Source organism: Streptomyces zhaozhouensis, assembly GCF_900230195.1.
Classification (GTDB): Bacteria; Actinomycetota; Actinomycetes; order Streptomycetales; family Streptomycetaceae; genus Streptomyces; species Streptomyces zhaozhouensis.
Genome location: NZ_OCNE01000013.1, coordinates 137,032 through 161,441, shown reverse-complemented (window position 1 = coordinate 161,441; position 24,410 = coordinate 137,032). Strand labels below are relative to the sequence as shown.

The following is a 24,410-nucleotide window of genomic DNA, read 5'->3' as shown; positions in this document are numbered from 1 at the left end:
GGTCGCCCGCGCCGGTTCTGGGGGCGGTGGAGCCCGTTGGGCCGCCACCGGTTCAGGCCGCGGCCAGGTCCGGCTTCAGCAGCACCTTGGTCCAGCCCGGGTCCCGGTTGTCGAAGTGGCGGTAGGCGTCGGGCGCCTCGGCCAGGGGCAGCCGGTGGGAGACGACGAAGCTGGGCTGGGCCCGGCCGGCGATGATCATGTCCCGCAGCTGCCGGTTGTAGCGCTTGACGTCCGCCTGGCCGGTGCCCATGCGCAGGCCCTTCTCGAAGAACCCGCCCATCCGGAAGAGCAGTTCGCCCTTCTTCGCGCTCTCGGTCGGCCCGCCGGGGTCTGCGGGGAGATAGAGCCCCACGACGCCCAGCGCGCCGGTCGCGCGCACCGCGTCGACCAGGGTGTTGAGCACGAGCGCCGGCTGCTCCTCGCCCTCCCGCGCGGTGGCCTGGTAGCCGACCGCGTCGATGCCCTTGTCGGTGCCCTCGCCGCCGTTGAGCTCCTTGATCTGCTCGGCCGCGTCGCCCTGCGAGAAGTCGACGGGGATCGCGCCCGCCCGCTCGGCCAGCGCCAGCCGGTCGGGCTGCCGGTCGACGACGAACACCTTCGAGGCGCCGCGCAGTTGCGCCGAGTAGGCGGCCATCAGGCCGACCGGCCCCGCGCCGAAGACGCAGACCGTCTCGCCCGGACTGACGTCGGCCAGCTCCGTGGCGTGGTAGCCGGTGGGGAAGATGTCGGCCAGCAGCGCGAAGTCGTCCTCGAACTGCTCGCCGGGCGGCAGCTTCAGACAGTTGAAGTCGGCGAACGGCACCCGCAGGTACTCGGCCTGCCCGCCCCGGTAGGGGCCCATCGAGACATAGCCGTACGCGCCGCCGGCGAAGCCCTCGTTGACCGTGAGGCAGAAGCCCGTGTCACCGGCCAGGCAGTTGCGGCAGAAGCCGCACCCCACGTTGAACGGGAGGACCACCCGGTCCCCCTTCCTTATCCGCGCGACGCCGGGGCCGACCTCCTCGACCACGCCCATGTTCTCGTGACCGAACACGATGCCCGGCTCGGCGCCGGTGCGGCCCTCGTACATGTGCAGATCCGACCCGCAGATCGCGGCCGTGGTGATCCGCACGACCACGTCGTTCGGGTCCTCGATCCGCGCGTCCGGGACGTCCTCGACCGTCACGGAGTAGGGCTCCTGGTACACGACCGCCTTCACAGCAACCTCCCGAACACGCGCGGTTACGCCCTTTTTGATGCGTTATGTTCCACGGTAGTGCGCCCCGCCCCGCGCGGCGACCCGAGCGCGGGGCGACGGCCGGCCACGCCGTTCACCGGCCGGTGTCCGAGCACGGCGCACGGGGGATGGAGTACGTTCCCTTGCATGTCTCGCACGGTGAAGTCCGCTCGCAGCCAGCACTCCACGCAGCGGCGGAAGGTGCGTGGCGACCTCGCGTCGGCCGCGCTGGAGCTGTTCGCCACCAAGGGGTACGAGGCGACCACGGTCGACGAGATCGCCGCGACGGCCGGGGTCGCGCGGCGGACCTTCTTCCGGCACTTCCGCTCGAAGGAAGAGGCGATCTTCCCCGACCACGACGACACGCTGGAGCGGGTCGAGGCCGTGCTGCGCGGCGCGCCGGCGCAGGAGAACCCGATCGACACGGTCTGCCGCGGGATCAAGGAGGTGATGCGGATGTACGCCGCCTCCCCCTCCCTCTCGGTGGCCCGCTACCGCCTGACCCGCGAGGTGCCGGCGCTGCGCGAACGGGAGATCGCCTCCGTCTCCCGGTACGAACGCCTCTTCACCCGCTACCTGTTGGCCCGCTACGACGACCACTCCCACCTGGGCGACGAGCCGCTGCTCGCCGAGGTCGCCGCCTCGGCCGTGGTCACCGCGCACAACCACGTGCTGCGCCGCTGGCTGCGCAGCGACGGACAGGGGGACGTGGAGAGCGCGTTGGACCACGCCTTCACCATCGTGCGCCGCGCCTTCGGCGACCTGCCGTCGGCGGCCGGGCAGCGCCCGCCCGCCGCGCGGGCGACCACGGACGGGGAGGTGCTGGTCACGGTCGCCAGGACGGACGCGCCGCTGCCCGAGGTGATGCGCGCCATCGAACGGGCGCTGGACCAGCGGGGTTGAGGCGGCCCCGCGCCGACGGGACGCGCGCGGAGGCGTCGTAGGGTCAACGGCGCGGGCCCCGCCCGTCCTTCCCGTTCGCGCCGCTCGCCGGAGGAAGCCCCGATGACCGACACCACCGCGCCCGCCCCCCGACCGCGCCGCTCCTGCCTGGCGGTGCCTGGCAGCAACCCGCGCTTTCTGGAGAAGGCGCAGGGCCTCCCCGCCGACATGGTCTTCCTCGACCTGGAGGACGCCTGCGCCCCCGCGGCCAAGGAGGGGGCGCGCGCGTTGGTGGTGAAGGCGCTCAACGAGGGCGACTGGGGGGCGCGCACCCGCGTCGTGCGCGTCAACGACTGGACCACGCACTGGACCTACCGCGACGTGATCACCGTGGTGGAGGGCGCGGGCGACCGGCTGGACTGCCTGCTGCTGCCCAAGACGCAGAGCGCGGAGCAGGTGGTGGCGCTCGACCTGCTGCTCACCCAGATCGAGCGGACGGTGGGCCTGCCGGTCGGCCGGATCGGCATCGAGGCCCAGCTGGAGAACGCCGGGGGGCTGCTGAACGTCGAGGCGATCGCCGCCGCCTCGCCCCGACTGGAGACGCTGGTGCTCGGCCCTGCCGACATGATGGCGTCCCTGGCGATGCGCACCCTGGTCGTCGGCGAGCAGCCGCCCGGATACCCGGCCGACGCCTACCACCACATCATGATGCGCATCCTGCTCGCGGCCCGCGCCCACGGCCTCCAGGCGATCGACGGCCCCTACCTCCAGGTCCGCGACCCGGAGGGCTTCCGCGAGGCGGCCCGCCGCTCGGCGGCGCTCGGCTACGACGGGAAGTGGGTGCTGCACCCGGACCAGATCGCGCTGGCCAACGAGGTCTACGCGCCCTCGCAGGCGGACTACGACCACGCGGAGCTGATCCTGGACGCCTACGCCCACGCGACCTCCGCCGCCGGCGGGGCGCGGGGCGCGGTGATGCTGGGCGAGGAGATGATCGACGAGGCCAGCCGCAAGATGGCGCTCGTGGTCGCCGGGGCGGGCCGGGCGGCCGGGCTGCGGCGCACCTCGGTCTTCACGCCCCCTGAGGCGTAGCCCGCCGGCGGTGGCCGCGCCCCGGGACCGGGCGGTCACCGTCGCATTCCGGCCATTTCGGCGGCCTCGGGGACCGCACCACGCCGAAGCCCGGGATTTTTACCAGATGATGAGGGAAGCGCGCGGCGGGCCGGGGTCACCCTCCCCACGGGATCGCCACGTCAGACCCCTTCACACACCCGTCGCGCCCCCTCGCCGCCCCCCGGGGGCGCGACCCCGGCGGAGCCCACGCCCCCTGCCCCCGCACCGCGCGCCGCCCGCCGCCGCACCCGCCCCGCCTGCGCAAAGCCGCAGCGCACGGCGACGCAGAGCGATCCGCGCGTGACCGAAACCCATGGGTCCCGGGCGCGGCTTCCCGCGGCGCGCCCCGCCCTCTCCCCCGCGCCTCGCGCCGGAGAAGCGCGTGACCAAGCCCACACGGGATGTCACTCGCGGTGGCCCCTCGGTGAAGAAAGCACCGGAAAAGCAAAGACGATCTTGACCTGAAGCCCCGGGAAGGCCGCGCGGATTATCCCTTTCATCCGCCCGTACGACGGCGCCCCGCGGCCACCGCGCAGCCCCGATGAGCCCGCTGGCTTGCCGAGTTACCGCCGTGGGCCTATAGCATCGGAGGTAAGCCGCTTCGCTTCTGACGGGTGCGGCACTCTCCGCTACGAAGGTCTCTCATGCCTCTCCGCTCTTCCTCTCTGCCCAGCGGCCGGGTACGTCTGGCCCGAGGTGCGTCGGCCTGGCTGCTCCCCACGGTCGCCACCGCGGCCGTAAGCCTCGTCAAGGCGCGCGGCTCCGCCCGTTGGGCGACCGTCGCCGTGCCGACCACCGCGCTGGCCGCCGGAATGCTGTGGTTCTTCCGCGACCCGGAAAGGGAGATCGGCCAGGGCCGGGTGATCTGCCCCGCCGACGGGGTGGTGCAGAGCATCACCGACTGGCCGGACGGCAGGACGCGGGTGGCGATCTTCATGAGCCCGTTGAACGTGCACGTCAACCGCGCGCCGGTCGCCGGCACCGTGGCCTCCGTGCAGCACATCCCCGGCGGCTACGTCCCCGCGTTCGACAAGGAGAGCGACAACAACGAGCGCGTCGTCTGGCGTTTCGACAGCGAGCTCGGCGACCTGGAGATGGTGCAGATCGCCGGAGCCGTGGCCCGCCGGATCGTGCCGTACGTGCCCCAGGGTTGCAAGGTCGAGCAGGGCGAGCGGGTCGGGCTGATCCGTTTCGGCTCCCGCGTCGACGTCTACCTGCCCGAGGGCATCGAGCCGGCCGTCGAGGTCGGTCAACGCACGACGGCGGGAGTGACACGTCTTGACCGTGATTGACCGCAAGTTCACCCGACGCTGGGCCGGCGCCGAGGAGGACGTCGACGACGACGATGACACGATGTCGTTGTCGATGCGGCTGTCGATAGCGGACACCCTGACCCTGCTCAACGCCACCTGCGGGTTTCTCGCCGTCTACTTCACCACCACCGGCGTGCTGATCCCGCACCTGACCAACAGCGGCGACGCCGGGGTGGTGCGCAACAACGCGGCGACCGCCGTGCTGCTGATGCTGCTGGCGTCGGTCTTCGACCTCTGCGACGGGCTGGTGGCGCGGAAGCTGCGCTCCTCGCCCATGGGCGCGGAGCTCGACAACCTGTCGGACCTGATCAGTTTCGGTCTGGCCCCGGCCTACTTCGTGCTGGTCTGGGGCATGGTGGTCGGCGACGTCCACGAACCGCTCTCCGCACTGGCCGCGACGGTGGTGCTGCTGGCCGTGGTGCTGCGGCTGGCCCGATTCTCCTGTGTGACGATGCCGGACGGCGTCTTCCAGGGGATGCCGAGCCCCTTCGGCGCGCTCACGGTCGTCTCCATCGTCCTGCTCGAACTGCCCTTCACCCCGACGCTGCTGGCGATCGGCGGCGTCGCGTGGCTGATGGTGAGCCGGGTCGAGTACCCCAAGCCGCGCGGCACGCTCGCCGTCGCGATGCTCTCGTGGATCGTGTTGAGCATGGCGCTCCTCACCGCCTGGGCCTTCGACGCGCCCGGCGGGCTGCTGATGCTCCAGACCGCCTGCTCGCTCCAGCTGGTGCTGGGCGCGGTGATCCCGCTCTTCGCCATGTGCCGCCGGGTCTTCGCCTTCCGCGACAACCGTCGCGAGGCCCGCGCCGGCGCCCAGTCCTGACACCGCCCGGCGGGGCCCGCCACACTCTTCGCTGACAGCCGTCGGGGACTCCCCGGCGGCTGTCAGTGCTCCCGTGCACAATGGCGGCATGGAGCTGACCAAGAAGGGCCACGCGTGTGTGCGGCTCACCGAGGACGGGCGCACCCTGGTCATCGACCCCGGCGCGTTCAGCGAGCCGGACGCGGCGGTGGGCGCCGACGCGCTGTTGATCACCCACGAGCACCCCGACCACTTCGACGAGGGCCGGCTGCGCACCGCGCTGGAGGCCGACCCGGGGCTGCTGGTGCACGCGCCGCGCGCCGTCGCCGAGCGGCTGGACGGCGCCTTCCCCGGGCGGGTGCGCGTGGTGGGTCGGGGAGACGTCCTGGAGATCGCCGGCTTCTCGGTCGAGGTCCACGGCGAGCTGCACGCGGTGATCCACCCCGACCTCCCGCGGGTGGCCAACGTCGGCTTCCTGGTGGACGGCGCGGTCTTCCACCCCGGGGACGCGTTCACCGTCCCCGGCCGGCCCGTGGAGACGCTGCTGCTGCCGCTGGCCGCCCCTTGGAGCAAGTTCTCCGAGGTCGTCGACTACGTCCGTGAGCTGGCCCCGCGCCGCGCCTTCGCCGTGCACGACGGGCTGCTCTCCGACGTCGGCCTCACCGTCTACGGGCGGAACATGGGCCCCCAGGGCCCCGGCGTCGGCTCCACCGAGTACGCCAGGCTGGCGCCGGGCGAGTCCGTCACCCTCGCCTGACCCCGCCCCCCCTCGCGATCCCCGAGCGACCACCGAATCCCCGAGAGAGCCGTCATGCGCATCGCCACCTGGAACGTCAACTCGATCACCGTGCGGCTGGAGCGGCTGCTCGCCTGGCTGGAGCGGAGCCAGACCGACGTGCTCTGCCTCCAGGAGCTGAAGTGCGACGCCGCCGCCTTCCCGGCCGAGCCGCTGCGCGCCGCGGGCTACGAGGCCGCGGTCCACGCCGACGGCCGGTGGAACGGCGTGGCCGTCCTCTCCCGGGTCGGGCTGACCGACGTCACGCGCGGCCTCACCGGCGGCCCGGCGTTCAACGGCTCGGCCGAGCCCCGCGCGGTCGCGGCCACCTGCGGCGGGGTGCGCGTCTGGTCGGTCTACGTGCCGAACGGACGCGAGGTGGGGCACGAGCACTTCGCCTACAAGCTGGCCTGGTTCTCGGCCCTGCGCGAGACCGTCGCCCGGGACGCGGCGGGCCGCACGCCGTTCGCGGTGCTCGGCGACTTCAACGTGGCGCCGACGGACCACGACGTCTACGACATCGCGCGGTTCGAGGGCGCCACCCACGTGACCGAGGCGGAGCGCACCGCGCTGACGGAGCTGCGCGGCACGGGGCTGACGGACGTGGTGCCGCGGCCGTTGAAGTACGACCGCCCGTTCACGTACTGGGACTACCGGCAGCTGTGCTTCCCGAAGAACCGGGGGATGCGGATCGACCTGGTCTACGGCAACGCGCCGTTCACCGCCGCCGTCTCGGACGCGTATGTGGACCGGGAGGAGCGCAAGGGCAAGGGCGCCTCCGACCACGCGCCGGTGGTCGTGGACCTCGCCCTGGAGGCGGACTGAGCCTCTCCCGGGGCGCGGCCGGGTGGTCGCCGCCGCCGGCCCGCCCCGCCAAGTGGCCCCGCGTCGAGCGGAGTTTGTGAACGGAGGGTGGCGCGAACCGCGCGCCGAGGCCACCGTTCGGTGTCCGGAGTGCGACCCTTGGGACATGAACATCCCTTTCCTGGACAACTGGCGCAGGCGGACGACGACCGTGACCGACGCCTGGTCGGACACCGAAGGGGTGGCCGCGTTGCTCGCCGAGTGCGAGCTGCTGCGGGACCGGGCGCAGCGGGCGGGGCTCGTCCTGGCCGACACCCCGGTCTCCCTTGAGGCGTTGGACCAGCTGAAGCCCCGATGGCGGGACGACCCCGAGGAGTTGCCGTGGCTGGGCAACGACGCCGGCCTCTACCTCGGCACGGTGATCGTGCGCTGCGTGCCCGGCGCCCGCTGGGGCCCGGGGCCCGACGGCCGGCCCGTGGTCGTGATGGCCTCGGGCCGCCGGGTCGACGTGACGGCGGTGGGCCGGGAGTGGGCGGAGGCGGGCGCACCGGAGCTGTCGCAGGTCTTCGCCGAGGTGGCCGAGACCTGACGGGCCGGGACGGGAGTGGTCCCGGCGGCCTCAGCCGCCGAACGGGATGACGTACTCCAGCCGCCATCGGTCCCCCGGGACGACCGTGTCGGAGGTCTCGACGGCACGGTCGTCCGCGTCGTAGTGGGTGCGCTCCACCGCCGTGACGCACTGCCCCGGGGAGCAGCCGAGCGCCTCGGCCTCGGCACCCGTGGCCGGCCGGGAGCCGACCACCTCCCGCGCCCGCACCACCCGCACCCCGATGGCGGCGAACCTGCCCCGCACCCCGCGCCTGGCGTACGGGCCGCGCTCCGGGTAGGCCACGTCGGTGTTCTCGGTGAGGGCCAACGGCTCCCAGCTGGTGGCGAGTTGCAGCGGGCGGCGATCCGCCAGGTACTCGTACTGGGTACACATCACCCGCTCGCCCTGGGCGACGCCGAGCCGCTCGGCGATGCCGGGCGGGGCGACCGTGGCCGTGGAGACGGCCTCCCAGGTGATCTCCGGCTGGTCGGCCCACTCGCCGACCAGCGCGGTCACCCCGGCGGCCAGCGGCGAGTCCACGGTGTCGGTGGACCGCAGCAGCGCGCCGATGGGCGCCCGGTCGCTGACGAAGACCCCGCGCCCGAACTGACCGGTGGCGTACCCCGCCGCCTTGAGGACCCGGACCGCGCGGTCCACCGTCTGGTCGCTGGCCCCGTAGGTACGCTTCAGCTCGGCCCGGGAGGGGATGCGGGCCCCCACCCGGAGTGCCCCCTCGTCGATCTGGCGACGCAGATCGTCCGCGATGCGCTGGTACATCGGCCGGCTGTCGCCCATCCAGGAACTCCCTTTCCACGGAGGCGTCCGTCCCCGCCCGCACAGGCTACGTCACACCGCGTCAGAGTTCCTTACTGGTGGTGAGCTTCGATGGCCGACTGGTGGCCGCCTTGGTGACATCGGCGACCGTTTCCACCACATCCGCGCCGTATGCCTGGGAGTTGGCGACCTTGAGCAGCAGGCAGAAGGTGCCGGAGGTGCCGTGCTTCCGCGCCAGCCGCACATGGTGCCGGGCGAGATGGCGGGTGGCCGCCTGGTGGGTGACGGCGCGCTGGCCGCAGACGAGGAAGACCGGGCGCTCCCCCTCCCCGGCGGTGAGCCGGGCCAGCAGGACGTACTCGGTGACGCCGGGCTCCAACCGGTAGCGCTCGCTGCCGATGTGCAGCGCCCCGCGGTCGGGCCCCTCCCCCTCGGTGTCCACCAGCACGCCGGGGAGCAGGCTCGCGAGATGCGCGGCCGTGCGCCGGTTGGCGACCGGTCCGCCGAGGCAGAACTCCGTGCGTTCCCCCAGGCTCTGCTGCGCACCCTCCCCCGAGACCAGCTGGGCCGTGGCACCGGAGTCCCTGACCACGGCGGACAGTTCCATCAGGGCCAGCACGTCGCCACGGGAGACCGCGCCGTCGGCCGTGGCGTCGAGGCCGACGACCAGCAGGCACTCGGAGTTGTCGGGGAGCCCGAAGAAGTTCTGTCGCCGGCGCCGGGCGCGGGCGGCCAGCCGGCCGCGCAGCGCCGCACCCAGCGCGAGGGCGACCAACGCGGTGCCGGTCACCGCGGCCACGAACAGAAACGCTTCGTCATCCATGGCCGGGAATCTACCGGCGCACGGTGAACGACACGAGCCCCTTCGTGCGGCAACGCACGGGGGCATACGCGGGAACGCCGGGCGCTCGTCGCGCGGTTCGCGCCGGTTTGGCGCACTGTCGCACCGACGGGTTCCGGCCAGATCACGGGGTCAGCCGTCCGCCGTCTCCCGCGCGTACCGACGAGCCAGCCCGTGAACGGCCTCCGCGACGGCGGCGCGCAGCTCGGGCGGCCCGAGCACCTCGGCGTCCTCGCCCAGTCGCAGCAGGTCGCCGACCGCGATCGCCCGGGACTCCACGGGCAGTTCCACGACGCGCCAGCCCAGCCCGTCCTCGGGTCCCGCCGCCGCCACGGCCTCGACGCCGGCGGCGCCGAAGAACATGGGGAGCAACCGGGCCGCACGCGGCGAGATCCGCAGCCGCGCCACCCCGTGGAAGCGGTGGGCCGCCAGGCGTCGGGTGAACTCCTCCCAGTGCGCGGCGAGTTCGAAGCCCTCCGGGCGCTCGAAGCGCTCGTCCCCCAGCCGCACCCCGGTGAAGCGCGCCACCCGGTAGCCGCGCACCTGCCGTTCCTCCTCCCCGGGACGGCGGCGCAGGGCCATCAGGTACCAGATCCCGCCCTTGAGGACCAGGCCGAGCGGCCACAGCTCCCGTTCCCCCTCCCGGCGCCAGCCCCGGTAGTGGGCGCGGGCCGGCAACTGCTCCCAGACGGCGCGGGCGAGGGTGGCCAGTTGGGGCACGGGCTCGCTCTCCCGGAACCAGCCGGGGGCGTCGAGGTGGAAGCGTTCCGCGACCCGCTCGGCACGCTCGGCCAGCTCGGCGGGGAGCGCGGCGCGGAGCTTCAGCTGCGCGGCCGCCAGCTCGGCGCCCAGCCCCAACTCCCGCGCGGCGCCCGGCACCCCGGCCAGGAAGAGGGATTCGGCCTGCCCGTCGGTCAGTCCGGTCAGCCGGGTCCGGTACCCCTCCAGCAGCCGGAACCCGCCGGCCGGCCCCCGGTCGGCGACCACCGGCACGCCGGAGCCGGCCAGCGCCTCCACGTCGCGGTAGACGGTCCGCACCGACACCTCAAGCTCGGCCGCCAGCTCCGGGGCGGTCAGCCGTCCCCGGTTCTGGAGCAGCAGGATCAACGAGAGCAGTCGGTCGGCGCGCACATCCCCCATTGTGACGCCGTACCTGACAGAAGATGTCAGGTACGGCGAACAGAGTGGTCGGCGCACGACATGGAACGGTCATGTCGGCCAACCCAGGAGATCAACATGTCCACCACCTCGATCGACCGCGCCCTCGCCGCCCACGCCGTCCGGATCGCCGGCACGTTCCGCCACGCCGACTGGCAGGAGCACCAGCTCTCCCCGGAGGGCGCGGAGGGCCCGAAACTGGCCAACGCCACGGTGCGCAACAGCTACGCGGGAGGCATCGAGGGCGAGGGGCTGAGCGCCTACGCCATCACCTACTTCCCGGACGGCACCGGCGGCTTCTCCGGGCTGCAGCTGGTGACCGGGAGGCTGGACGGGCGCGCCGGCTCCTTCGTGCTCGCCGAGCACGGCACCTTCGCGGCGGACCAGTCGCTGACCTGCGAGTTCACCGTGATGCCCGGCAGCGGCACGGGCGAGCTCGCGGGGCTGACGGGCGCGGGGGGCTATGTCTACGAGCCCGGTACCCAGGTCGTTCCCCTCGCCTTCGGCTACTCCCTGCCCGCCCTGCCCGAGGCCGGGTAGCCGGCCGGGCGACCGGGTACCCGGAGGGCTCGGCGGCACGGGGGCCGGCGAGGCGACGCCCGGCGGAGCGCCGGGCGGGGAAGCACGGTGAAGGGAGCCCTCCGGATGTCCAGGACGTCGATGTTCCAGCAGGTCCCGGTCGAGGAAGCCGACGCGGCGGCCGGCCGGCCGGTGGTGGGGTCCTATCCCGACTACCCGGGTGCGCAGCGCGCCGTGGACTTCCTCTCCGACGAGCACTTCCCGGTGGAGCGCACCGCCATCGTGGGCACCGACCTGCGGATGGTGGAGACGGTGCTGGGCCGGCTGACCCGGGGCAGGGCGGCCGGCGCCGGCGCGGGCGCGGGGGCCTGGTTCGGACTGCTGATCGGCCTGTTGCTCTCGCTCTTCGCCGGCGGCGGGGCGAGCGTGCTGCTGCTGATCGTCAGCGGCGTGGTCTACGGCGCGCTCTTCGGTGCCGTCTTCGGCTTCGCCGGCCACGCGATGACCGGCGGCCGACGGGACTTCGCCTCCCGGAGCCGGATCGTCGCCGCGCACTACGACGTGGTCGCCGACCCGGAGGTCGCGGAGGACGCGAGGAACCGGCTGATCAAGCTGGGCTGGCGGGAGAGCTGAGAGAACGCGGGCGGGCGGGTCACCCGGTCAGGGTGGCCTTCCACAGCTCCTCGCTCGGCCAGCGCCTGGCCCACGCGGCGGTCACCTCCGGGTAGTCGCGCGCGCCCGCCTCCGGCGCGGCGACCTCGATCAGGTCGTCCACCGTGAAGCCGTTCTCCCGCAGCAGACGGACCAGTTCCCCGTGCGACAGGGTGAACTCGACGCCGCCGCCGTGCGGCAGGCGCGACGATCCGAAGTAGGGCCGCAGCAGCCGGGCGCCGGCGGGGCCCTCCTCCGGCCGGCAGGCGGCGAAGAACGGGGAGCGCCGGCTGAACGCCAGCCGCCCGCCCGGCTCCAGCAGCCGGGCCGCCTCGGCGATCCATCGGTGCGGGTCGCACCAGAGGGAGGCGCCGTAGTCGCTGATCACCAGCGAGAACCGGCCGCCGCGCAGCGGCACCCGCTCGGCGTCGGCGAGCACCAGCTGAACGGCGAGGCCGAACTCCTCGCGCAGCTCCCGCGCGGTGGCCAACTGGGCGGCGGAGACGTCGACCGCGACCGGACGCGCCCCGGCGCGGGCGAGCCAGGCCGACACATAGCCCGTTCCGCAGCCGAGTTCGACCACGTCCCGGCCCGCGATGTCCTCGGGGATCAGCCGCGCCCGGGACTCGGGCGTCGCCCACAGCCCCCAGGTCGGCTCCCGCTGTGCCCAGTGCGCGCGGGCCAACGGCGCGTGGTAGGCGGCGCGTTCCTCGTCCCAGTGGGCTCGGTTCCGCGCGACGTGGTCGGTGCGTGCATTCCCGGCTGCGGCCATGCGGGTCATCAGACAGGCGGACGGCGGTCGGCCGCAACGGAATAGCGGCGGGCGCCGCGACCGAGCGCGCGGTGCGCGGGGGGTCCCCGCGTTCAACGGGTCGGTCTGGTCCGCAGGCCGTGCATCCCGCCGTCGACGGGGAGGGCGGTGCCGGTGACCGCCGAGGACCAGGGGCCCGCGAGGTGCGCGATGGCCTCGGCCACCTCGACGGCGGCGACCAGCCGGCCGGTCGGCTGGCGCGCCTCCAGCGCGGCGCGCTCGGCCGCGGGGTCGTCGGCGGCCGACAGCAGCCGGCCCACCCAGGGGGTGTCGACGGTGCCGGGGTTGACGCAGTTGACGCGGACGCCGTCCGCCAGGAGATCGGCCGCCGTGGCCCTGGTCAGCGCTAAGAGCGCGCCCTTGGTCGCCGAGTACAGCGCGCGGTCGGGCAGCCCGGTGGTGGCCGCGACGGAACAGGTGTTGACGATCGCGGGCGCCGATGAGCGGCGCAGATGCGGCAGCGCGGCCCTGGTCACGCGCACCACGCCGAGCAGGTTGACGTCCAGGACGCGGTGCCACTCCTCGTCGGGGTTGTCCTCGACCGTGCCCGCGGCGCCGATGCCGGCGTTGTTGACGACGATGTCCAGGCCGCCGAACGCCTCGGCGGCGGTGGCGACGGAGGCGCGGACCGAGGCGTCGTCGCTGACGTCGGCGCGCAGGCCGAGCAGCGGCTCCGGCACCTCGGCGGTGAGGTCGAGGCAGGCGACCCGCGCGCCCCGTTCGGCGAGCAGGGTGGCGGTGGCGAGACCGATGCCGGAGGCTCCGCCGGTGACCAGGGCGGAGAGCCCGGCGAAGGGGAGCCCGCCGTCGGGGGCGCTCGGGTCCTGGGTCATCGGGACTCCCTCCACACGGGTCCTTCCGGGTAGCGGTGGTCCGCGACGGAGGCGGGGTGCAGCTCGGCGCCGAGGCCGGGTGTCAGTGGCGCGAGGTAGTGTCCATCACGCAGAGTTACCGGAGCGGTGAAGTGTTCGTGGAGGTGGTCGACGTACTCGATGACCCGGTTCTCGGTGGTGCCGCTCACCGCCACATAGTCGAACATGGCGAGGTGTTGGACCATCTCGCACAGGCCGACGCCACCGGCGTGCGGGCAGACGGGGACGCCGAACTTGGCGGCCAGCAGCAGGATCGCGACGTTCTCCGTCACGCCGGCGACGCGGGAGGCGTCGAGTTGCAGGATGTCGATGCCCTCGGCCTGGAGCAGCTGCTTGAAGACGACCTGGTTCTGGCAGTGTTCGCCGGTCGCGACGCGGATGGGCGCGACGGCGCGGCGGATCGCGGCGTGGCCCAGGACGTCGTCCGGCGAGGTGGGCTCCTCGATCCAGTAGGGGTCGAAGGGGGCGAGCGGGCGCAGTCGTTCGATCGCCTCGGTGACGCCCCACGCCTGGTTGGCGTCGATGGCGATGCGGATGTCCGGGCCGACGGCCTCCCTCGCCAGTCGCAGCCGCCGCGCGTCGGCCTCGGCGTCGGCGCCGACCTTGAGCTTGATCTGGCGGAAGCCGTCGGCGACCGCCTCCTTGGCGAGCCGGACCAGCTTCTCGTCCGTGTAGCCGAGCCAGCCGGGGGTGGTGGTGTACGCGGGGTAGCCGTGCGCCAGCAGGTGCTCGGTCCGCTCGGCGCGCCCGGGGGCGGCGGCGCGGAGGATGTCCAGCGCCTCCTCGGGGGTGAGGGCGTCCCTCAGATAGCGGAAGTCGACCAGGGAGACGAGCTGTTCCGGGCTCATCTCGGCGAGCAGCCGCCACACCGGCTTGCCGACGAGCCGGCCGGCGAGGTCCCAGACGGCGTTGTCGATGGCGGCCGCCGCCATGTGGATGACGCCCTTGGACGGGCCGAGCCAGCGGAGCTGACCGTCGTTGACCAGCCTCCGGTGGAACGCGCCCGGGTCGTCGAGGAGTTCGGGAACGGACTGCCCGACGACCAGCGGGGCGAGCGCGGAGACGGCGGCGGCCTGGACCTCGTTGCCGCGGCCGATGGTGAAGGCGAGGCCGTGGCCCTCGGCTCCTCCGCTGGTGCGGACCGTGACATAGGTGGCGGAGTAGTCGGGTTCGGGGTTCATGGCGTCGGAGCCGTCCAGCTCCCGCGAGGTGGGGAACCGGACGTCCGTGACGTCCAACGAGACGATCTGCTCAGTCATGGTGCCTGCCGGGCTGCTGGTGGTCTGGGTCGGGTCCTGGCCCCTCGCCGGGAGCGTCACGTCGCCGGAGAGAGCCTAGACATGGGATCTATTGATAGGGGCAGCGGCCCGTAACGTCCAGCCCTGTTGACAAAACCGCTGGTTATCGATTCAGTCGACTGCCTCTGTGGGCGACGGACATCACACCCTCTCGCCGAAGGTGGGATCTTTCTGTTAGGGTCCTCGCGTCCGAATTCCCCTGCGAGGTTGAGCAGATGTCGCTGACCGACAACGCCATCGCCCGCATCCGGGAGCTGATCCGGTCCGGCGCGCTGCCCCCGGGTGCCAAGCTGCCGCCCGAGCAGCAGCTCGCCGCCGAGCTCGGCCTGTCGCGGAACCTGATGCGTGAGGCGGTCAAGGCCCTGGTCGTCGCCCGGGTGCTGGAGATCCGCCGGGGCGACGGCACCTATGTGACCAGTCTCCAGCCGAGGCTGCTGCTGGAGGGGCTGGCCGTCGCCGTCGAGCTGCTGCACGGCGAGACCCTGCTCGAACTCACCGAGACCCGGCGCCTCTTCGAGCCGGTGGCCACCGGACTCGCGGCGCGGCGGATGACGCCGGAGGCGCTGGCCGTGGTCGCCCGCGAGCTGGAGGCGATGCGCGCCGCCAGGGACGACGTCGAGCTGCTGGTCCACCACGACGCCGCGTTCCACAGCGCGGTGCTGGCCGCCACCGGCAACGAGACGCTGGTCTCGCTGCTGGACGGGATCTCCGGGCGCACGCTGCGCGGCCGGATCTGGCGGGCGCTGGTCGACGAGCACGCCTCCGCGCGCACGCTCACCGAGCACGAGGCCATCTACGACGCGCTCGCCGCGGGCGACGCGGCGCTGGCCGAGGCCACCGCGCTGGTGCACGTGAGCAGCACTGAGCACTGGCTCCACCGCCACCTGGAGGCACAGCGCGCCGTCGAGGCGGAGGCCGAGGAGGCGGACGAGACGGCGCCGCTCCCTCTCGCCGCCCCCGCGCCGGAGCGCACGCCGGCGGTGGGACGGTGACGGGCGCCGGCGGATCGGTGACGCTGGGGCGCTCGGGCGTGACCGTGAGCCGGATCGGGCTCGGCACCGCGCCGCTCGGCGGACTCTTCACCCCGGTATCTGACGCCGACGCCGAGGCGACGCTGGAGGCCGCCTGGGACGCGGGCGTGCGTTACTTCGACACCGCGCCGCACTACGGGCTGGGCGTCGCCGAGCGGCGGCTGGGCGCCTTCCTCGCCGACCGGCCCAGGGACGAGGTGGTGGTCTCCACCAAGGTCGGACGGCTGCTGCGCCCCGGGTACTCCCCGCCGGGCACCGACGGATACCACGGCGCGCCGACCGACCTGGCCCGGCGGTGGGACTTCAGCGCCGAGGGGGTGCGCGCCTCGCTCACCGAGTCGCTGGAACGTTCCGGCCTGGACGCCTTCGACCTGGTGCTGCTCCACGACCCCGACGACCACGGCGAGCAGGCGCTGGCGGAGGCGTACCCGGCCCTCGCCGAGCTGCGCGCCGAGGGGCTGGTGCGCGCCGTCGGCGCGGGGATGAACCAGACGGGGATGCTGACCCGGCTGGTCAACGAGGCGGAGCTGGACGTGGTGCTGGTCGCGGGCCGCTACTCGTTGCTGGACCGGAGCGCGGCCGACGAGCTGCTGCCGGCGTGTGAGGCGCGCGGGGTGGGCGTGTTGGTGGGCGGGGTCTTCAACAGCGGGCTGCTGGCCGCTCCGCGCGCCGGCGCGACCTTCGACTACGCGCCGGCGCCCGACCCGCTGGTGCGCCGGGCGCGCGCGCTGGCCGCGCGCTGCGCCGCGTTCGGCGTGCCGCTGCCGGCCGCCGCCCTCCAGTTCCCGCTGCGCCATCCGGCCGTGAGCGGAGTGCTGCTCGGGGCGCGCAACGGACGTGAGATCACGGAGAACGTCGCCCACGCCGCCACCGGCATCCCCGAGGAGCTGTGGCGAAGCCTGGAGGCGGGCCCGTCCGAGGAAGCCGAGGAGAGCGGGAGCACGGAGTGACCGGTCAGGACGGCGTGATCGACGCCCACCACCATCTGTGGGACCCGGCCCACCGGCCCCAGCCCTGGCTGCTGGAGGCGGGGATGGCCGAGCTGCACCGCCCCTTCGGCACCGAGGAGTTGGCGGCGACCGCGGCGGACGCCGGGGTCGTCGGCACGGTACTGGTGCAGGTGCTGCCGGAGCTGGCGGAGACCGTCGACTTCCTGGCCGTCGCCGCGCGGACGCCGCTGGTGGCCGGGGTGGTCGGCTGGGTCGACCTGACGCGCGGCGCCGCCGCGGTCGCCGAGGACCTGGCCCGGCTGCGCTCGGGGCCGGGCGGCGAGTTCCTGGTCGGGGTGCGGCACCTGGTCCAGGGCGAGGACGATCCGCGCTGGCTGTGCCGGCCCGAGGTGCGCGAAGGGCTGACGGCGGTCGAGGAGGCCGGGCTGGTCTACGACCTGCTGGTGCTCCCCCACCAACTGCCCGCCGCCGTCGAGACGGTGCGCGCCCTGCCGGGGCTGCGCTTCGTGCTGGACCACCTCGCCAAGCCGCCCATCGCCGAAGGGACGCGGGAGCCGTGGGCGGGGCTGCTGCGCGAGCTGGCGGCCGAGCCTGGCGTGAGCTGCAAGCTCTCCGGCATGGTGACCGAGGCGGAGTGGAGCGGCTGGACGGTCGGGGCGCTGCGCCCCTACGCGGAGGTCGCGCTGGCGGCCTTCGGGCCGGAGCGGGTGCTCTTCGGCTCGGACTGGCCGGTCTGTCTCGCCGCCGCCTCGTACGCCGACGTGCTGGGCGCGGCACGGGAGTTGACGACCGCGTTGACCGCCGAGGAGCGGGCAGCCGTCTTCGGGGGCAACGCCCGTCGGCTCTACGGGCTGGGGAACTGAGCCCCCTGGCCCGGGTCGCGCGGCTCCCCGCCTGCCGCGCCGGGGCGCGCACGCCCCGGAGTCCCCGTCGCCCGCACACCGGAGTCCTCGTGCGCACGCGCGCCGTGCGACCACCGCGCGCCGTGCGACCGCCGCGCCGGACCGCAGCGCGCCCCGACCGCGGCCCGCGGCCGTTCGACCGCGCCGTATGCCGGGTGCCCCGGCCCTCGGGCCGCGCACTCCCCGGAGAGCCGCCCCGACGTTCGGTGACCGGCGTGGGCCGGTTTCGGACGGGCTTTGCCGATCGTTTGCCGACCGCGCGGCCCCCCGGCGGACGGTCAGAAGCGGTCCACCCGGGGAAAGGCTCCGACCGGCGTCGCCTCGTCCGGGTCGACGAAGCACAGGCGCGCGCGGGCGGCGGTGGGCGCGTCGATCAGCACGGCCGAACCGCAGCCGGCCGGCAGCCGCTCCCCCTCCACCCGCGCCAACAACCGCGCCAGCGCCCGGCGATGACGACGGAACGCGTATCCGGAGACCGCACGTCCGCGCCGCCGCTGACCGGCCAGCGCCGACTCGGCGGGGACGTCGAAGAGCAGCAGGTGGTAGGGCTGCCCGCGGCGCCACGCGTGCCAGGCCAGCCACGCGCGCACCCAGCGCAGCCGCCCGCAGTCGTGCACCAGCACGGCCGCGCCCTGACGCAGCGCCAGCCACAGCCTCAGGTAGTGCGCCAGGCGCACCAGCGGGCGGTAGACGGCGTACGGCAGCCGATGCCCCAGACGGAGGTCCCAACGCTCCCTGACGTCCTGGGAGTCGATCGTCCGCACACCCGCCCCGGCACCGCCCGGACCGTGGGCGCGCCGCATCAGCGTGGACTTGCCGCATCCCGGCAGGCCGCTCACCACCACCCGGTGGCCGGCCGGCCAACACAGGGAGAGAGGCCCGTCGCCGGGCTCACCGCGCAGGTCACGGACGTGGGGATGGGCCGGGTCGGCCACGGTCTGGTCCATCATGTCCCTTCACCCGGCCGCGGATCGGCCTATGTGGCTGATTCTGCCCGCTTCCAGGGGTGACCGGACGTCCGCATGGCCCAACTGTCCATCTAGCGACGGGCGATGGGCCAGAAACCATCGATCCGTTGTCCGGGAGCCGTCGCCCGCCGGGGAACGGCCGTCCGGGACCGTGTGCCGTCACGGACCCCGGACGGCCGTGCGCCTGACGCCCGTTCAGCAGCCCGTGCGGGTGGTGCCCACGGCCACGTCGTCGTACCAGAGGGTGTCGGCGCCCTCGCCGTAGCTCTCCCAGCCGAGGCGCAGGTCGACCACGTCCGGCGCCCAGTCACCGCGGTTGAGCCACTGCTGGTCGACGTCCTGCGTCGGCTCGCCGTCCACCACCAGCCCCTCGACCCGTTCGCCGTCGAGCCAGGTCTCCAACAGTCCTGCTGTCCCGTCGAGTTGGAACTCCAGGCAGGACCACTGGTCCACCGGCAGCGGCGCGCTGAGCGCCACGCCGGCCGGGCTCTGCGCGGGCAGGGTCGCGTCGTCGGACTCCCGGTTCCACTGGAGCGCCGCGTTCTGCCCGCCCATCCGCAGGTCGCGGGAGCCGTCGCCCACGTCCTCCATCGCGAGGAAGGTCACGTGCTGCTGCGGGAGCGCGGTGGTGTGCCGGACCCAGAAGCGGACGTAGAGGCCGCTCGCGGTGTCCACGTCCGCCAGCTCGGTGGCGACGAAGACGTGGTTGCAGTACCCGTCGGCCCCGTCGATCCGGAGCGCGCCGCCCCCGTCGCGCCCCGCCTCGGTGTCGACGGTCGCGGAGCCGAGGCCGGAGCAGTCGCGCGTCTCCACGGCCCAGCGGCCCGTCGGGGCGCCGCCGTCCATGGCCTCGAAGTCCTCGCAGAATCCGTCCGTCGCGCACGCCGCCGGGTCCGCGGCGGGTTGGCCGCCCAGCGCGGCGCTCGTTCCGGTGGCGGCGAACGCCAGGGCGCAGGCCGCGGCGACGGCGCCGCGCCGCCCGCGGCGCGTGGTCCGCGGGGAGGCGGTGGCGGCGCGGCGCGCCGGGGTCCGGGTGGGGGGAGGCGTCATGTCCAACTCCTGCTCGTTGGGGGACGATGCGGCCGGCGACCACGGCGCGTGCGGGTGTCCCGTTGCCCGCACACTCCATGGGAGCGCTCCCAACACTGAAGGTAGCCCTCCCCCACCCCCGGGTCCAGAACCCGGACGGGGTTCCCGCCCGGTCGCCCCGCCGCGCCGCCGGGGCCGCGCGACGGCAGGACCGGGACCCCCGGCGTAGGACCAGCAGCCGGGCATGTTCGGTCCCCGGGTCAACGCCGCGCGGGGGCCGCCTCGTTACGTTCGTGGCATGAGCACAGCCGAGCAGTCCGCCCAGGCGGCCGGTGACGACACCGGCCTCGACATCGACGCCTATCTCTCCCGGATCGGCTGGCGCGGGGCGACGCGCCCCGACGTCGCCACCCTGCGCGGGGTGCACGCCGCGCACCTGCGGGCGTTCCCCTTCGAGAACCTGGACGCCGTGGCCGGCGTCGTCCCCTCGCTCGAACCCGACGACATCGTCGACAAGCTGCTGCGCCGGCGCCGGGGCGGCTACTGCTACGAGCAGAACACGCTTCTGGCCATGGCCCTCGAACGGCTCGGCTTCTCCGTGACCCTGCTGGCCGCGCGGGTGGTCGTGGGGGCCGAGCGGGTCGAACGACGCCCGCGCACCCACGCGGTGCTGCTGGTCCGCGTCCCGGGCGAGCCGCTGCCCCACCTCGCCGACGTCGGGTACGGCGAGGTGGCCGGGCTGCTGGAGGCGGTGCCGCTGCGGGACGACGTCGAACTGCGCGCCGGGGCGCGCCGCCACCGGCTCGTCAGGTCGGAGGGCGACGGGCCGCTGGAGCTGTGGACGCTGCGGGCCCTGGTGAACGGCGACTGGGTCGACCAGTACACGTTCACCGTGGAGCCCTTCACCCCGGCGGACCTGACCGTCATGAACTGGCACGTGGCGACCCACCCGCGCTCCCCGTTCAGCTCACGCCCGACCGCCCGGCGCACCACGGCGTGGGGTCATCTCGCCCTGGACGCGCTCCGTCTCACCGTGACGGACGACGAAGGAGGGGTGTCCGTACGGGAGTTGACGGACGAGACGGAGCTGCGTCGGGTGCTGGAAGCGGAGTTCGGCATCGAGGTGCCGGAGTCGACCCGGCTGGTCGGATAGCGTCTCCTGGCGTCCGACACCGCCCGACGGCTCCCGCGGCGCCCGTCAGCGGGCCGCGCGGAGGAGGCGGAGCTGGCCGATCTCGGCGGCGTTCTTGGTCAGTTCGACGGCGGCGAACGAGTAGAGGTGGGCGCGGGTGAGGCCGGCGTCGGCCGGCCAGGGGTAGGCGGCGGGGAGGGCGAGGTCCTCCTCGTCGGCGCGTGCCAGCACGTCGTGCCAGGTGTCGTGGAGGGAACGGAGCCAGGCCACCGTGGGCTCGCCCGGCCCTGGCCAGAGGATCTCCTCGCGCGCCCGGGGCGTGCGCCCCCGCGCGTGGTCGCAGGCCACGCTCCACCACCAGCCGAGGTGCCAGCTGACCCAGCCGATGGTGGGCACCGGGATCGGGTCGGGCTCGACCTCGGCGAAGTCGGGGCGCCAGCCGCCGTCCTCGGTGGGATGCATCGTCCAGACCAGCGGGCCGGGCTCCCAGAGGAAGTCCTCGGGGGCGAGCCGCTGGAGGTGGTAGTCGAAGAAGGACCAGGCGAAGTCGAACTGCCAACGCGCCTGGTCGGCCGCGGTGGTCGTCATGGCCGACGACCCTGGCACGGGAGAGCGGACGCACGCCACGGGTTATCGGTGCGGGCGTGGCGGACCGCCCGCTCCGGCCGGGCGCGAGGCCCTACTGCGGGGCGCCGACCCGCACGTATGCTCCGCGCATGTTCACCACACGGCCCACGCTCCAGGGCACTTTCGGCATGGTTTCCAGCACCCACTGGCTGGCGTCCCAGTCCGCGATGGCCGTTCTGGAGGACGGCGGCAACGCCTTCGACGCGGCGGTGACCGCCGGGTTCGTCCTCCAGGTGGTGGAGCCGCACCTCAACGGGCCCGGCGGCGACGTGCCGATCCTGCTGGCCCCGGCCGGCGGGGAGGTGCGGGTGCTGAGCGGGCAGGGGCCGGCGCCGGCCGGGGCGAGTATCGACCACTACGCCGGGCTGGGACTCGCGCTCGTGCCGGGGACCGGCCCGTTGGCCGCGGTGGTGCCGGGCGCGTTCGACGCCTGGCTGACCCTGCTGCGCGACCACGGCACCCGGAGCCTGGGGCAGGTGCTGGGGTACGCGATCGGCTACGCGGAGGGCGGCCACCCGGCGGTGGAACGGGTCGGGGCCACGGTCGCGTCGGTGCGGGAGCTCTTCGAGCGGGAGTGGACCAGCTCGGCCGCCCTCTATCTGCCCGGCGGGCGCGCCCCGGCGCCCGGCGCCCTGCTTCGCAACCCCGCGCTGGCGGCGACCTGGCGGCGGCTGCTGCGGGAGAGCGCCGGCGAGGGCAGGACCCGGGAGGCGGAGATCGACGCGGCCCGGCGGATCTGGCGGGAGGGCTTCGTCGCCGAGGCGATCGTCGCCCACGCCGGGCGGCCGGCGATGGACTCCTCCGGCGAGCGGCACGCCGGCGTGCTGGACGGGGAGGACCTGGCGGGCTGGCAGGCCGGCTACGAGGAGCCGGTGCGGTACCGCTGGGGCGACTGGACGCTCTGCAAGGTCGGCCCCTGGTGTCAGGGCCCGGTGCTGCTCCAGCAACTGGCGCTGCTGGACGGCGGGATGACCGCCTCCGACTACGGAACGCCGGACTATGTGCACGCCCTGATCGAGGGGAGCAAGCTGGCGATGGCCGACCGTGAGGCCTGGTACGGGGACGCGGCGCCGGTGCCCCTGGAGGCGCTGCTCTCCCCCGACTACAACGCGCGACGGCGGCGGCTGGTCGGACAGGAGGCGTCGCTTGAGCTGCGCCCCGGCGCGCCTGAGGGGCGTGCGCCCCGGCTTCCGCGTCTGGTCGAGCGCCTGTTGGCGCCGGGCGCGCACGCCGCGCGGGCCGCCGGGGCCGGGGAGCCGACGGTGGCGCGCGACGGCGAGCCGCCCGTCGGCGCCGACGGGGAGACCCGGGGCGACACCTGCCACGTGGACGTGGTCGACCGCTGGGGGAACATGGTCTCGGCGACGCCGAGCGGCGGCTGGCTCCAGTCCAGCCCCGTCATACCCGAGCTGGGGTTCCCGCTGGGTTCCCGGCTCCAGATGACCTGGTTGGAGGAGGGGCTGCCCGCGTCGTTGACGCCGGGCCGCCGGCCGCGCTCCACGCTCAGCCCGACGCTGGCGCTGCGCGGCGACCGGCCGGTGCTCGCCTTCGGCACCCCGGGCGGCGACCAACAGGACCAGTGGCAGGCGCACTTCTTCCTGGCGCTGGCGCTGCGCGCGCCGGTGCGCGGCGGCTGGGACCTCCAGGGCGCCATCGACGCGCCCAACTGGCACCAGGACGCGTTCCCCAGCTCGTTCTTCCCGCGCGCGGGCCAACCGGGCAGCGTGACCGTGGAGTCCCGGATCGGGGAGCGGGTCGTCGCCGAACTGCGGCGCAGGGGGCACCGGGTCACGGTGGGAGAGCCCTGGTCGGAGGGGCGGCTGAGCGCGGTGGGGCGTGATCCGGAGACGGGGGTCCTCTCGGGCGCGGCCAACCCCCGGGGGATGCAGGGATATGCCGTCGGCCGGTGAGGGCCGGCGTGCGCGCCGGAGCGCGTGCGCCCCGGGCGGCCTTCCGTGCGCCGACGCCGAAAACGTTCTGTAGCGCCGAGGTAACAAGCCCCGTAACACGGCTTGGGTTCAGTACGCCCATGCCTGATGTGCGCACGACGGAACGCGAGTGGGCCGACTCCCTGGCGGCCTTCACCTCCGAGCTGCGGGCGCTGGTCGGGGTGCTCGATCCCGCGACCGGCTGGCTCGCGGTCTTCCGGCGCAGAAACGCCGCCGAGCTGGCGGCCTGGCTGGCCGGCGGGGCGCTGCCGCCCTGGGACGCGGTGGCCGACCTGCTGCGCGACCTGACCGTGCGCGGCGCGGCGGCGGAGCCGTCGGCGGCGCGCTTACGGGCGCGCTACGGCGCGGCGGTGCGGGCGCGGGACGCACTGCCCGGCGGCCGGGAGGCGTTGACCGTGCTGCTGGCCCAGCTCGACCGGTCGGCGCGCGAACTGGACGCCAGGCTGGGCGCGTTGACCAGCGCCGAGGAGGCGGCGCGGGCCACCGGCCGGGAGCGCGAGGCGGAACGGCTGGCCGCGCTGGCCGCGTGGGCGCGGGACGACAGCGAACGCGTGCGGGGCCGCCGCTCCGAGGCGCACGCCCGGCTCACGGCCCTGCCCGCCGCGCGCCCGCCGGCGGACGAGGGGGCGCGCGAAGCCTTGGCACGCCGGCGTGGAAGGCCGGCGCGGCGGCCGCGAGGGGGCGCCCGGTTCGCCGGCATCGACCCCTCGGGGGAGGCGCCCCCGGAACGGGCCCCCGACGCCGCTCCCGCCCCGACGCCGGTCGCCGTGCCCCCGCCGCCCCCGCCGCCCAGCGGCTCCCGGTTCGCCGGCGCCCTGCGCGACCACCGGCCGACCCTCGCGGAGCGGGTGACCGAGGACGACCTGGCGGCCGCGGCCGACGCCGCCGCGCGGCTGGGCGCGCTGCGGGCGGAGGGCCGGAGCGGTGCGGCCCACGGCCTGCTCTCCGAGGTCGTCGGCGGGCCCGCCGTCCGACTGCCGCTGCTGCTGGCGGCGTTGGAGCGCGCGGGGCTTGAGGCGGAGAACGCCACGCTGCTGTGGGAGGCGGGCGCGCTGCCCCCGGGGCCGTTGGCGGCGGTGGCCGAGGCGCTGGACCTCGCCGGCCGGGAGGAGGAGTGCGGACAACTGCTGCGGCAGGGCGCCGCGCGGCCGGCCGCCGAGGTGGGCGCGGTCGCCGCCGCGCTGGGGGCGCGGGGGCTGGACGGGGAGGCGGTGGCGCTGCTGCGGGCGATCGTGCGCTCCCGCACGGCGGAGGAGGCGGCGCAGGCGGCCCGCCCCGCGCCGGAGGCGCTGGTGCCGATCCTGCTGACGGCGGCCGGCGAGGTCTCCCCGCGCCACCACCGCGCGGTCGTCAGCGAGCTGCGCCGGGCCGGGATCGCGTGAGCGGCGGCGGGGTCGCGGCCGG

25 protein-coding genes are annotated in these 24,410 nt (G+C 74.6%); 15 read left to right on the top strand and 10 right to left on the bottom strand.

Going from position 1 to position 24,410, the window contains the following annotated elements; genetic code table 11:
- Window positions 1-52: 52 nt before the first annotated feature.
- Complete coding sequence (locus CRP51_RS18810; RefSeq protein ID WP_097232413.1) at window positions 53-1,198, bottom strand: glutathione-independent formaldehyde dehydrogenase; 1,146 nt, start codon at window positions 1,196-1,198, stop codon at window positions 53-55.
- A 165-nt stretch (window positions 1,199-1,363) separates the two neighbouring features.
- On the opposite strand from CRP51_RS18810, the gene CRP51_RS18805 reads away from it, so the two are divergent.
- From CRP51_RS18805 to CRP51_RS18775, 7 genes are all read left to right on the top strand, one after another.
- Window positions 1,364-2,119 carry a TetR family transcriptional regulator gene (locus CRP51_RS18805; protein WP_097232412.1) on the top strand — a complete coding sequence of 252 codons (756 nt, stop codon included), beginning with the start codon at window positions 1,364-1,366 and terminating at the stop codon, window positions 2,117-2,119.
- Between the two features lie 102 nt (window positions 2,120-2,221).
- Window positions 2,222-3,190 carry an HpcH/HpaI aldolase/citrate lyase family protein gene (locus tag CRP51_RS18800; protein WP_097232411.1) on the top strand — a complete coding sequence of 323 codons (969 nt, stop codon included), beginning with the start codon at window positions 2,222-2,224 and terminating at the stop codon, window positions 3,188-3,190.
- A 665-nt stretch (window positions 3,191-3,855) separates the two neighbouring features.
- The gene (locus CRP51_RS18795) at window positions 3,856-4,503 is read left to right on the top strand and encodes a phosphatidylserine decarboxylase (RefSeq protein WP_097232410.1); all 648 of its coding nucleotides are present in this window, start codon (window positions 3,856-3,858) and stop codon (window positions 4,501-4,503) included.
- Complete coding sequence (locus tag CRP51_RS18790; protein WP_439333191.1) at window positions 4,490-5,347, top strand: CDP-alcohol phosphatidyltransferase family protein; 858 nt, start codon at window positions 4,490-4,492, stop codon at window positions 5,345-5,347. The genes CRP51_RS18795 and CRP51_RS18790 overlap by 14 nt, the downstream gene beginning before the upstream one ends.
- Window positions 5,348-5,435: 88 nt before the next feature.
- On the top strand, window positions 5,436-6,083 hold the full coding sequence (locus CRP51_RS18785; RefSeq protein WP_097232409.1) for an MBL fold metallo-hydrolase: 648 nt from the start codon (window positions 5,436-5,438) through the stop codon (window positions 6,081-6,083).
- Between the two features lie 54 nt (window positions 6,084-6,137).
- Window positions 6,138-6,926 (top strand): exodeoxyribonuclease III, encoded by a 789-nt coding sequence (locus CRP51_RS18780; RefSeq protein ID WP_097232408.1) that lies wholly within the window; start codon window positions 6,138-6,140, stop codon window positions 6,924-6,926.
- Window positions 6,927-7,071: 145 nt separating this feature from the next.
- Window positions 7,072-7,494 (top strand): DUF6278 family protein, encoded by a 423-nt coding sequence (locus tag CRP51_RS18775; protein WP_097232407.1) that lies wholly within the window; start codon window positions 7,072-7,074, stop codon window positions 7,492-7,494.
- A 30-nt stretch (window positions 7,495-7,524) separates the two neighbouring features.
- Here the strand turns inward: CRP51_RS18775 and CRP51_RS18770 are convergent, their stop codons facing one another.
- The 3 genes from CRP51_RS18770 to CRP51_RS18760 form a co-directional block, all read right to left on the bottom strand.
- A complete protein-coding gene (locus tag CRP51_RS18770; protein ID WP_097232406.1) occupies window positions 7,525-8,289 on the bottom strand; it encodes a GntR family transcriptional regulator in 765 nt (254 codons plus the stop codon).
- 61 nt (window positions 8,290-8,350) lie between these two features.
- Entirely contained in the window at window positions 8,351-9,091 is a 741-nt protein-coding gene (locus CRP51_RS18765; RefSeq protein WP_097232405.1) for a hypothetical protein, read from the bottom strand.
- Between the two features lie 150 nt (window positions 9,092-9,241).
- The gene (locus CRP51_RS18760; RefSeq protein ID WP_500691300.1) at window positions 9,242-10,240 is read right to left on the bottom strand and encodes a helix-turn-helix transcriptional regulator; all 999 of its coding nucleotides are present in this window, start codon (window positions 10,238-10,240) and stop codon (window positions 9,242-9,244) included.
- A 105-nt stretch (window positions 10,241-10,345) separates the two neighbouring features.
- Between CRP51_RS18760 and CRP51_RS18755 the strand changes: the two genes are divergently transcribed.
- Together CRP51_RS18755 and CRP51_RS18750 are read left to right on the top strand one after the other, a co-directional pair.
- Window positions 10,346-10,807 carry a DUF3224 domain-containing protein gene (locus tag CRP51_RS18755; RefSeq protein WP_097232403.1) on the top strand — a complete coding sequence of 154 codons (462 nt, stop codon included), beginning with the start codon at window positions 10,346-10,348 and terminating at the stop codon, window positions 10,805-10,807.
- A 105-nt stretch (window positions 10,808-10,912) separates the two neighbouring features.
- Window positions 10,913-11,419, top strand: a complete 507-nt coding sequence (locus tag CRP51_RS18750) for a general stress protein (protein ID WP_245880670.1) — start codon at window positions 10,913-10,915, stop codon at window positions 11,417-11,419.
- A gap of 19 nt (window positions 11,420-11,438) precedes the next feature.
- Here CRP51_RS18750 and CRP51_RS18745 read toward each other — a convergent pair whose 3' ends face one another.
- From CRP51_RS18745 to CRP51_RS18735, 3 genes are all read right to left on the bottom strand, one after another.
- The gene (locus CRP51_RS18745; RefSeq protein ID WP_245880669.1) at window positions 11,439-12,209 is read right to left on the bottom strand and encodes a class I SAM-dependent methyltransferase; all 771 of its coding nucleotides are present in this window, start codon (window positions 12,207-12,209) and stop codon (window positions 11,439-11,441) included.
- Between the two features lie 92 nt (window positions 12,210-12,301).
- Complete coding sequence (locus CRP51_RS18740) at window positions 12,302-13,081, bottom strand: SDR family NAD(P)-dependent oxidoreductase (protein ID WP_097232400.1); 780 nt, start codon at window positions 13,079-13,081, stop codon at window positions 12,302-12,304.
- Window positions 13,078-14,379 (bottom strand): enolase C-terminal domain-like protein, encoded by a 1,302-nt coding sequence (locus CRP51_RS18735; protein ID WP_097232399.1) that lies wholly within the window; start codon window positions 14,377-14,379, stop codon window positions 13,078-13,080. Before CRP51_RS18735 ends, CRP51_RS18740 begins: the two co-directional genes overlap by 4 nt.
- A gap of 254 nt (window positions 14,380-14,633) precedes the next feature.
- Between CRP51_RS18735 and CRP51_RS18730 the strand changes: the two genes are divergently transcribed.
- From CRP51_RS18730 to CRP51_RS18720, 3 genes are read left to right on the top strand one after another with little or no spacing between them, the layout of a single operon-like run.
- Window positions 14,634-15,410, top strand: a complete 777-nt coding sequence (locus CRP51_RS18730) for a FadR/GntR family transcriptional regulator (protein WP_097232398.1) — start codon at window positions 14,634-14,636, stop codon at window positions 15,408-15,410.
- A gap of 38 nt (window positions 15,411-15,448) precedes the next feature.
- Window positions 15,449-16,399 (top strand): aldo/keto reductase, encoded by a 951-nt coding sequence (locus CRP51_RS18725; protein ID WP_097232466.1) that lies wholly within the window; start codon window positions 15,449-15,451, stop codon window positions 16,397-16,399.
- Window positions 16,396-17,262, top strand: coding sequence for an amidohydrolase family protein (locus CRP51_RS18720; protein ID WP_245880668.1), 867 nt, complete (start codon window positions 16,396-16,398; stop codon window positions 17,260-17,262). The genes CRP51_RS18725 and CRP51_RS18720 overlap by 4 nt, the downstream gene beginning before the upstream one ends.
- Window positions 17,263-17,579: 317 nt before the next feature.
- On the opposite strand, the gene CRP51_RS18715 is transcribed toward CRP51_RS18720, so the two are convergent.
- Window positions 17,580-18,251 carry an AAA family ATPase gene (locus CRP51_RS18715; RefSeq protein ID WP_097232397.1) on the bottom strand — a complete coding sequence of 224 codons (672 nt, stop codon included), beginning with the start codon at window positions 18,249-18,251 and terminating at the stop codon, window positions 17,580-17,582.
- Window positions 18,252-18,464: 213 nt separating this feature from the next.
- Window positions 18,465-19,319, bottom strand: coding sequence for a hydrolase (locus tag CRP51_RS18710; protein WP_342749068.1), 855 nt, complete (start codon window positions 19,317-19,319; stop codon window positions 18,465-18,467).
- Between the two features lie 277 nt (window positions 19,320-19,596).
- On the opposite strand from CRP51_RS18710, the gene CRP51_RS18705 reads away from it, so the two are divergent.
- Window positions 19,597-20,451, top strand: coding sequence for an arylamine N-acetyltransferase family protein (locus CRP51_RS18705; RefSeq protein WP_097232396.1), 855 nt, complete (start codon window positions 19,597-19,599; stop codon window positions 20,449-20,451).
- A gap of 45 nt (window positions 20,452-20,496) precedes the next feature.
- Here the strand turns inward: CRP51_RS18705 and CRP51_RS18700 are convergent, their stop codons facing one another.
- On the bottom strand, window positions 20,497-21,018 hold the full coding sequence (locus CRP51_RS18700; RefSeq protein WP_097232395.1) for a DinB family protein: 522 nt from the start codon (window positions 21,016-21,018) through the stop codon (window positions 20,497-20,499).
- 128 nt (window positions 21,019-21,146) lie between these two features.
- Between CRP51_RS18700 and CRP51_RS18695 the strand changes: the two genes are divergently transcribed.
- Both CRP51_RS18695 and CRP51_RS18690 read left to right on the top strand, forming a co-directional pair.
- Window positions 21,147-22,967 (top strand): gamma-glutamyltransferase family protein, encoded by a 1,821-nt coding sequence (locus CRP51_RS18695; RefSeq protein ID WP_097232394.1) that lies wholly within the window; start codon window positions 21,147-21,149, stop codon window positions 22,965-22,967.
- A gap of 119 nt (window positions 22,968-23,086) precedes the next feature.
- Window positions 23,087-24,388: a hypothetical protein gene (locus CRP51_RS18690; protein WP_141514624.1), complete on the top strand. Its 1,302-nt coding sequence runs from the start codon at window positions 23,087-23,089 to the stop codon at window positions 24,386-24,388.
- The last annotated feature ends 22 nt before the right edge of the window (window positions 24,389-24,410 follow it).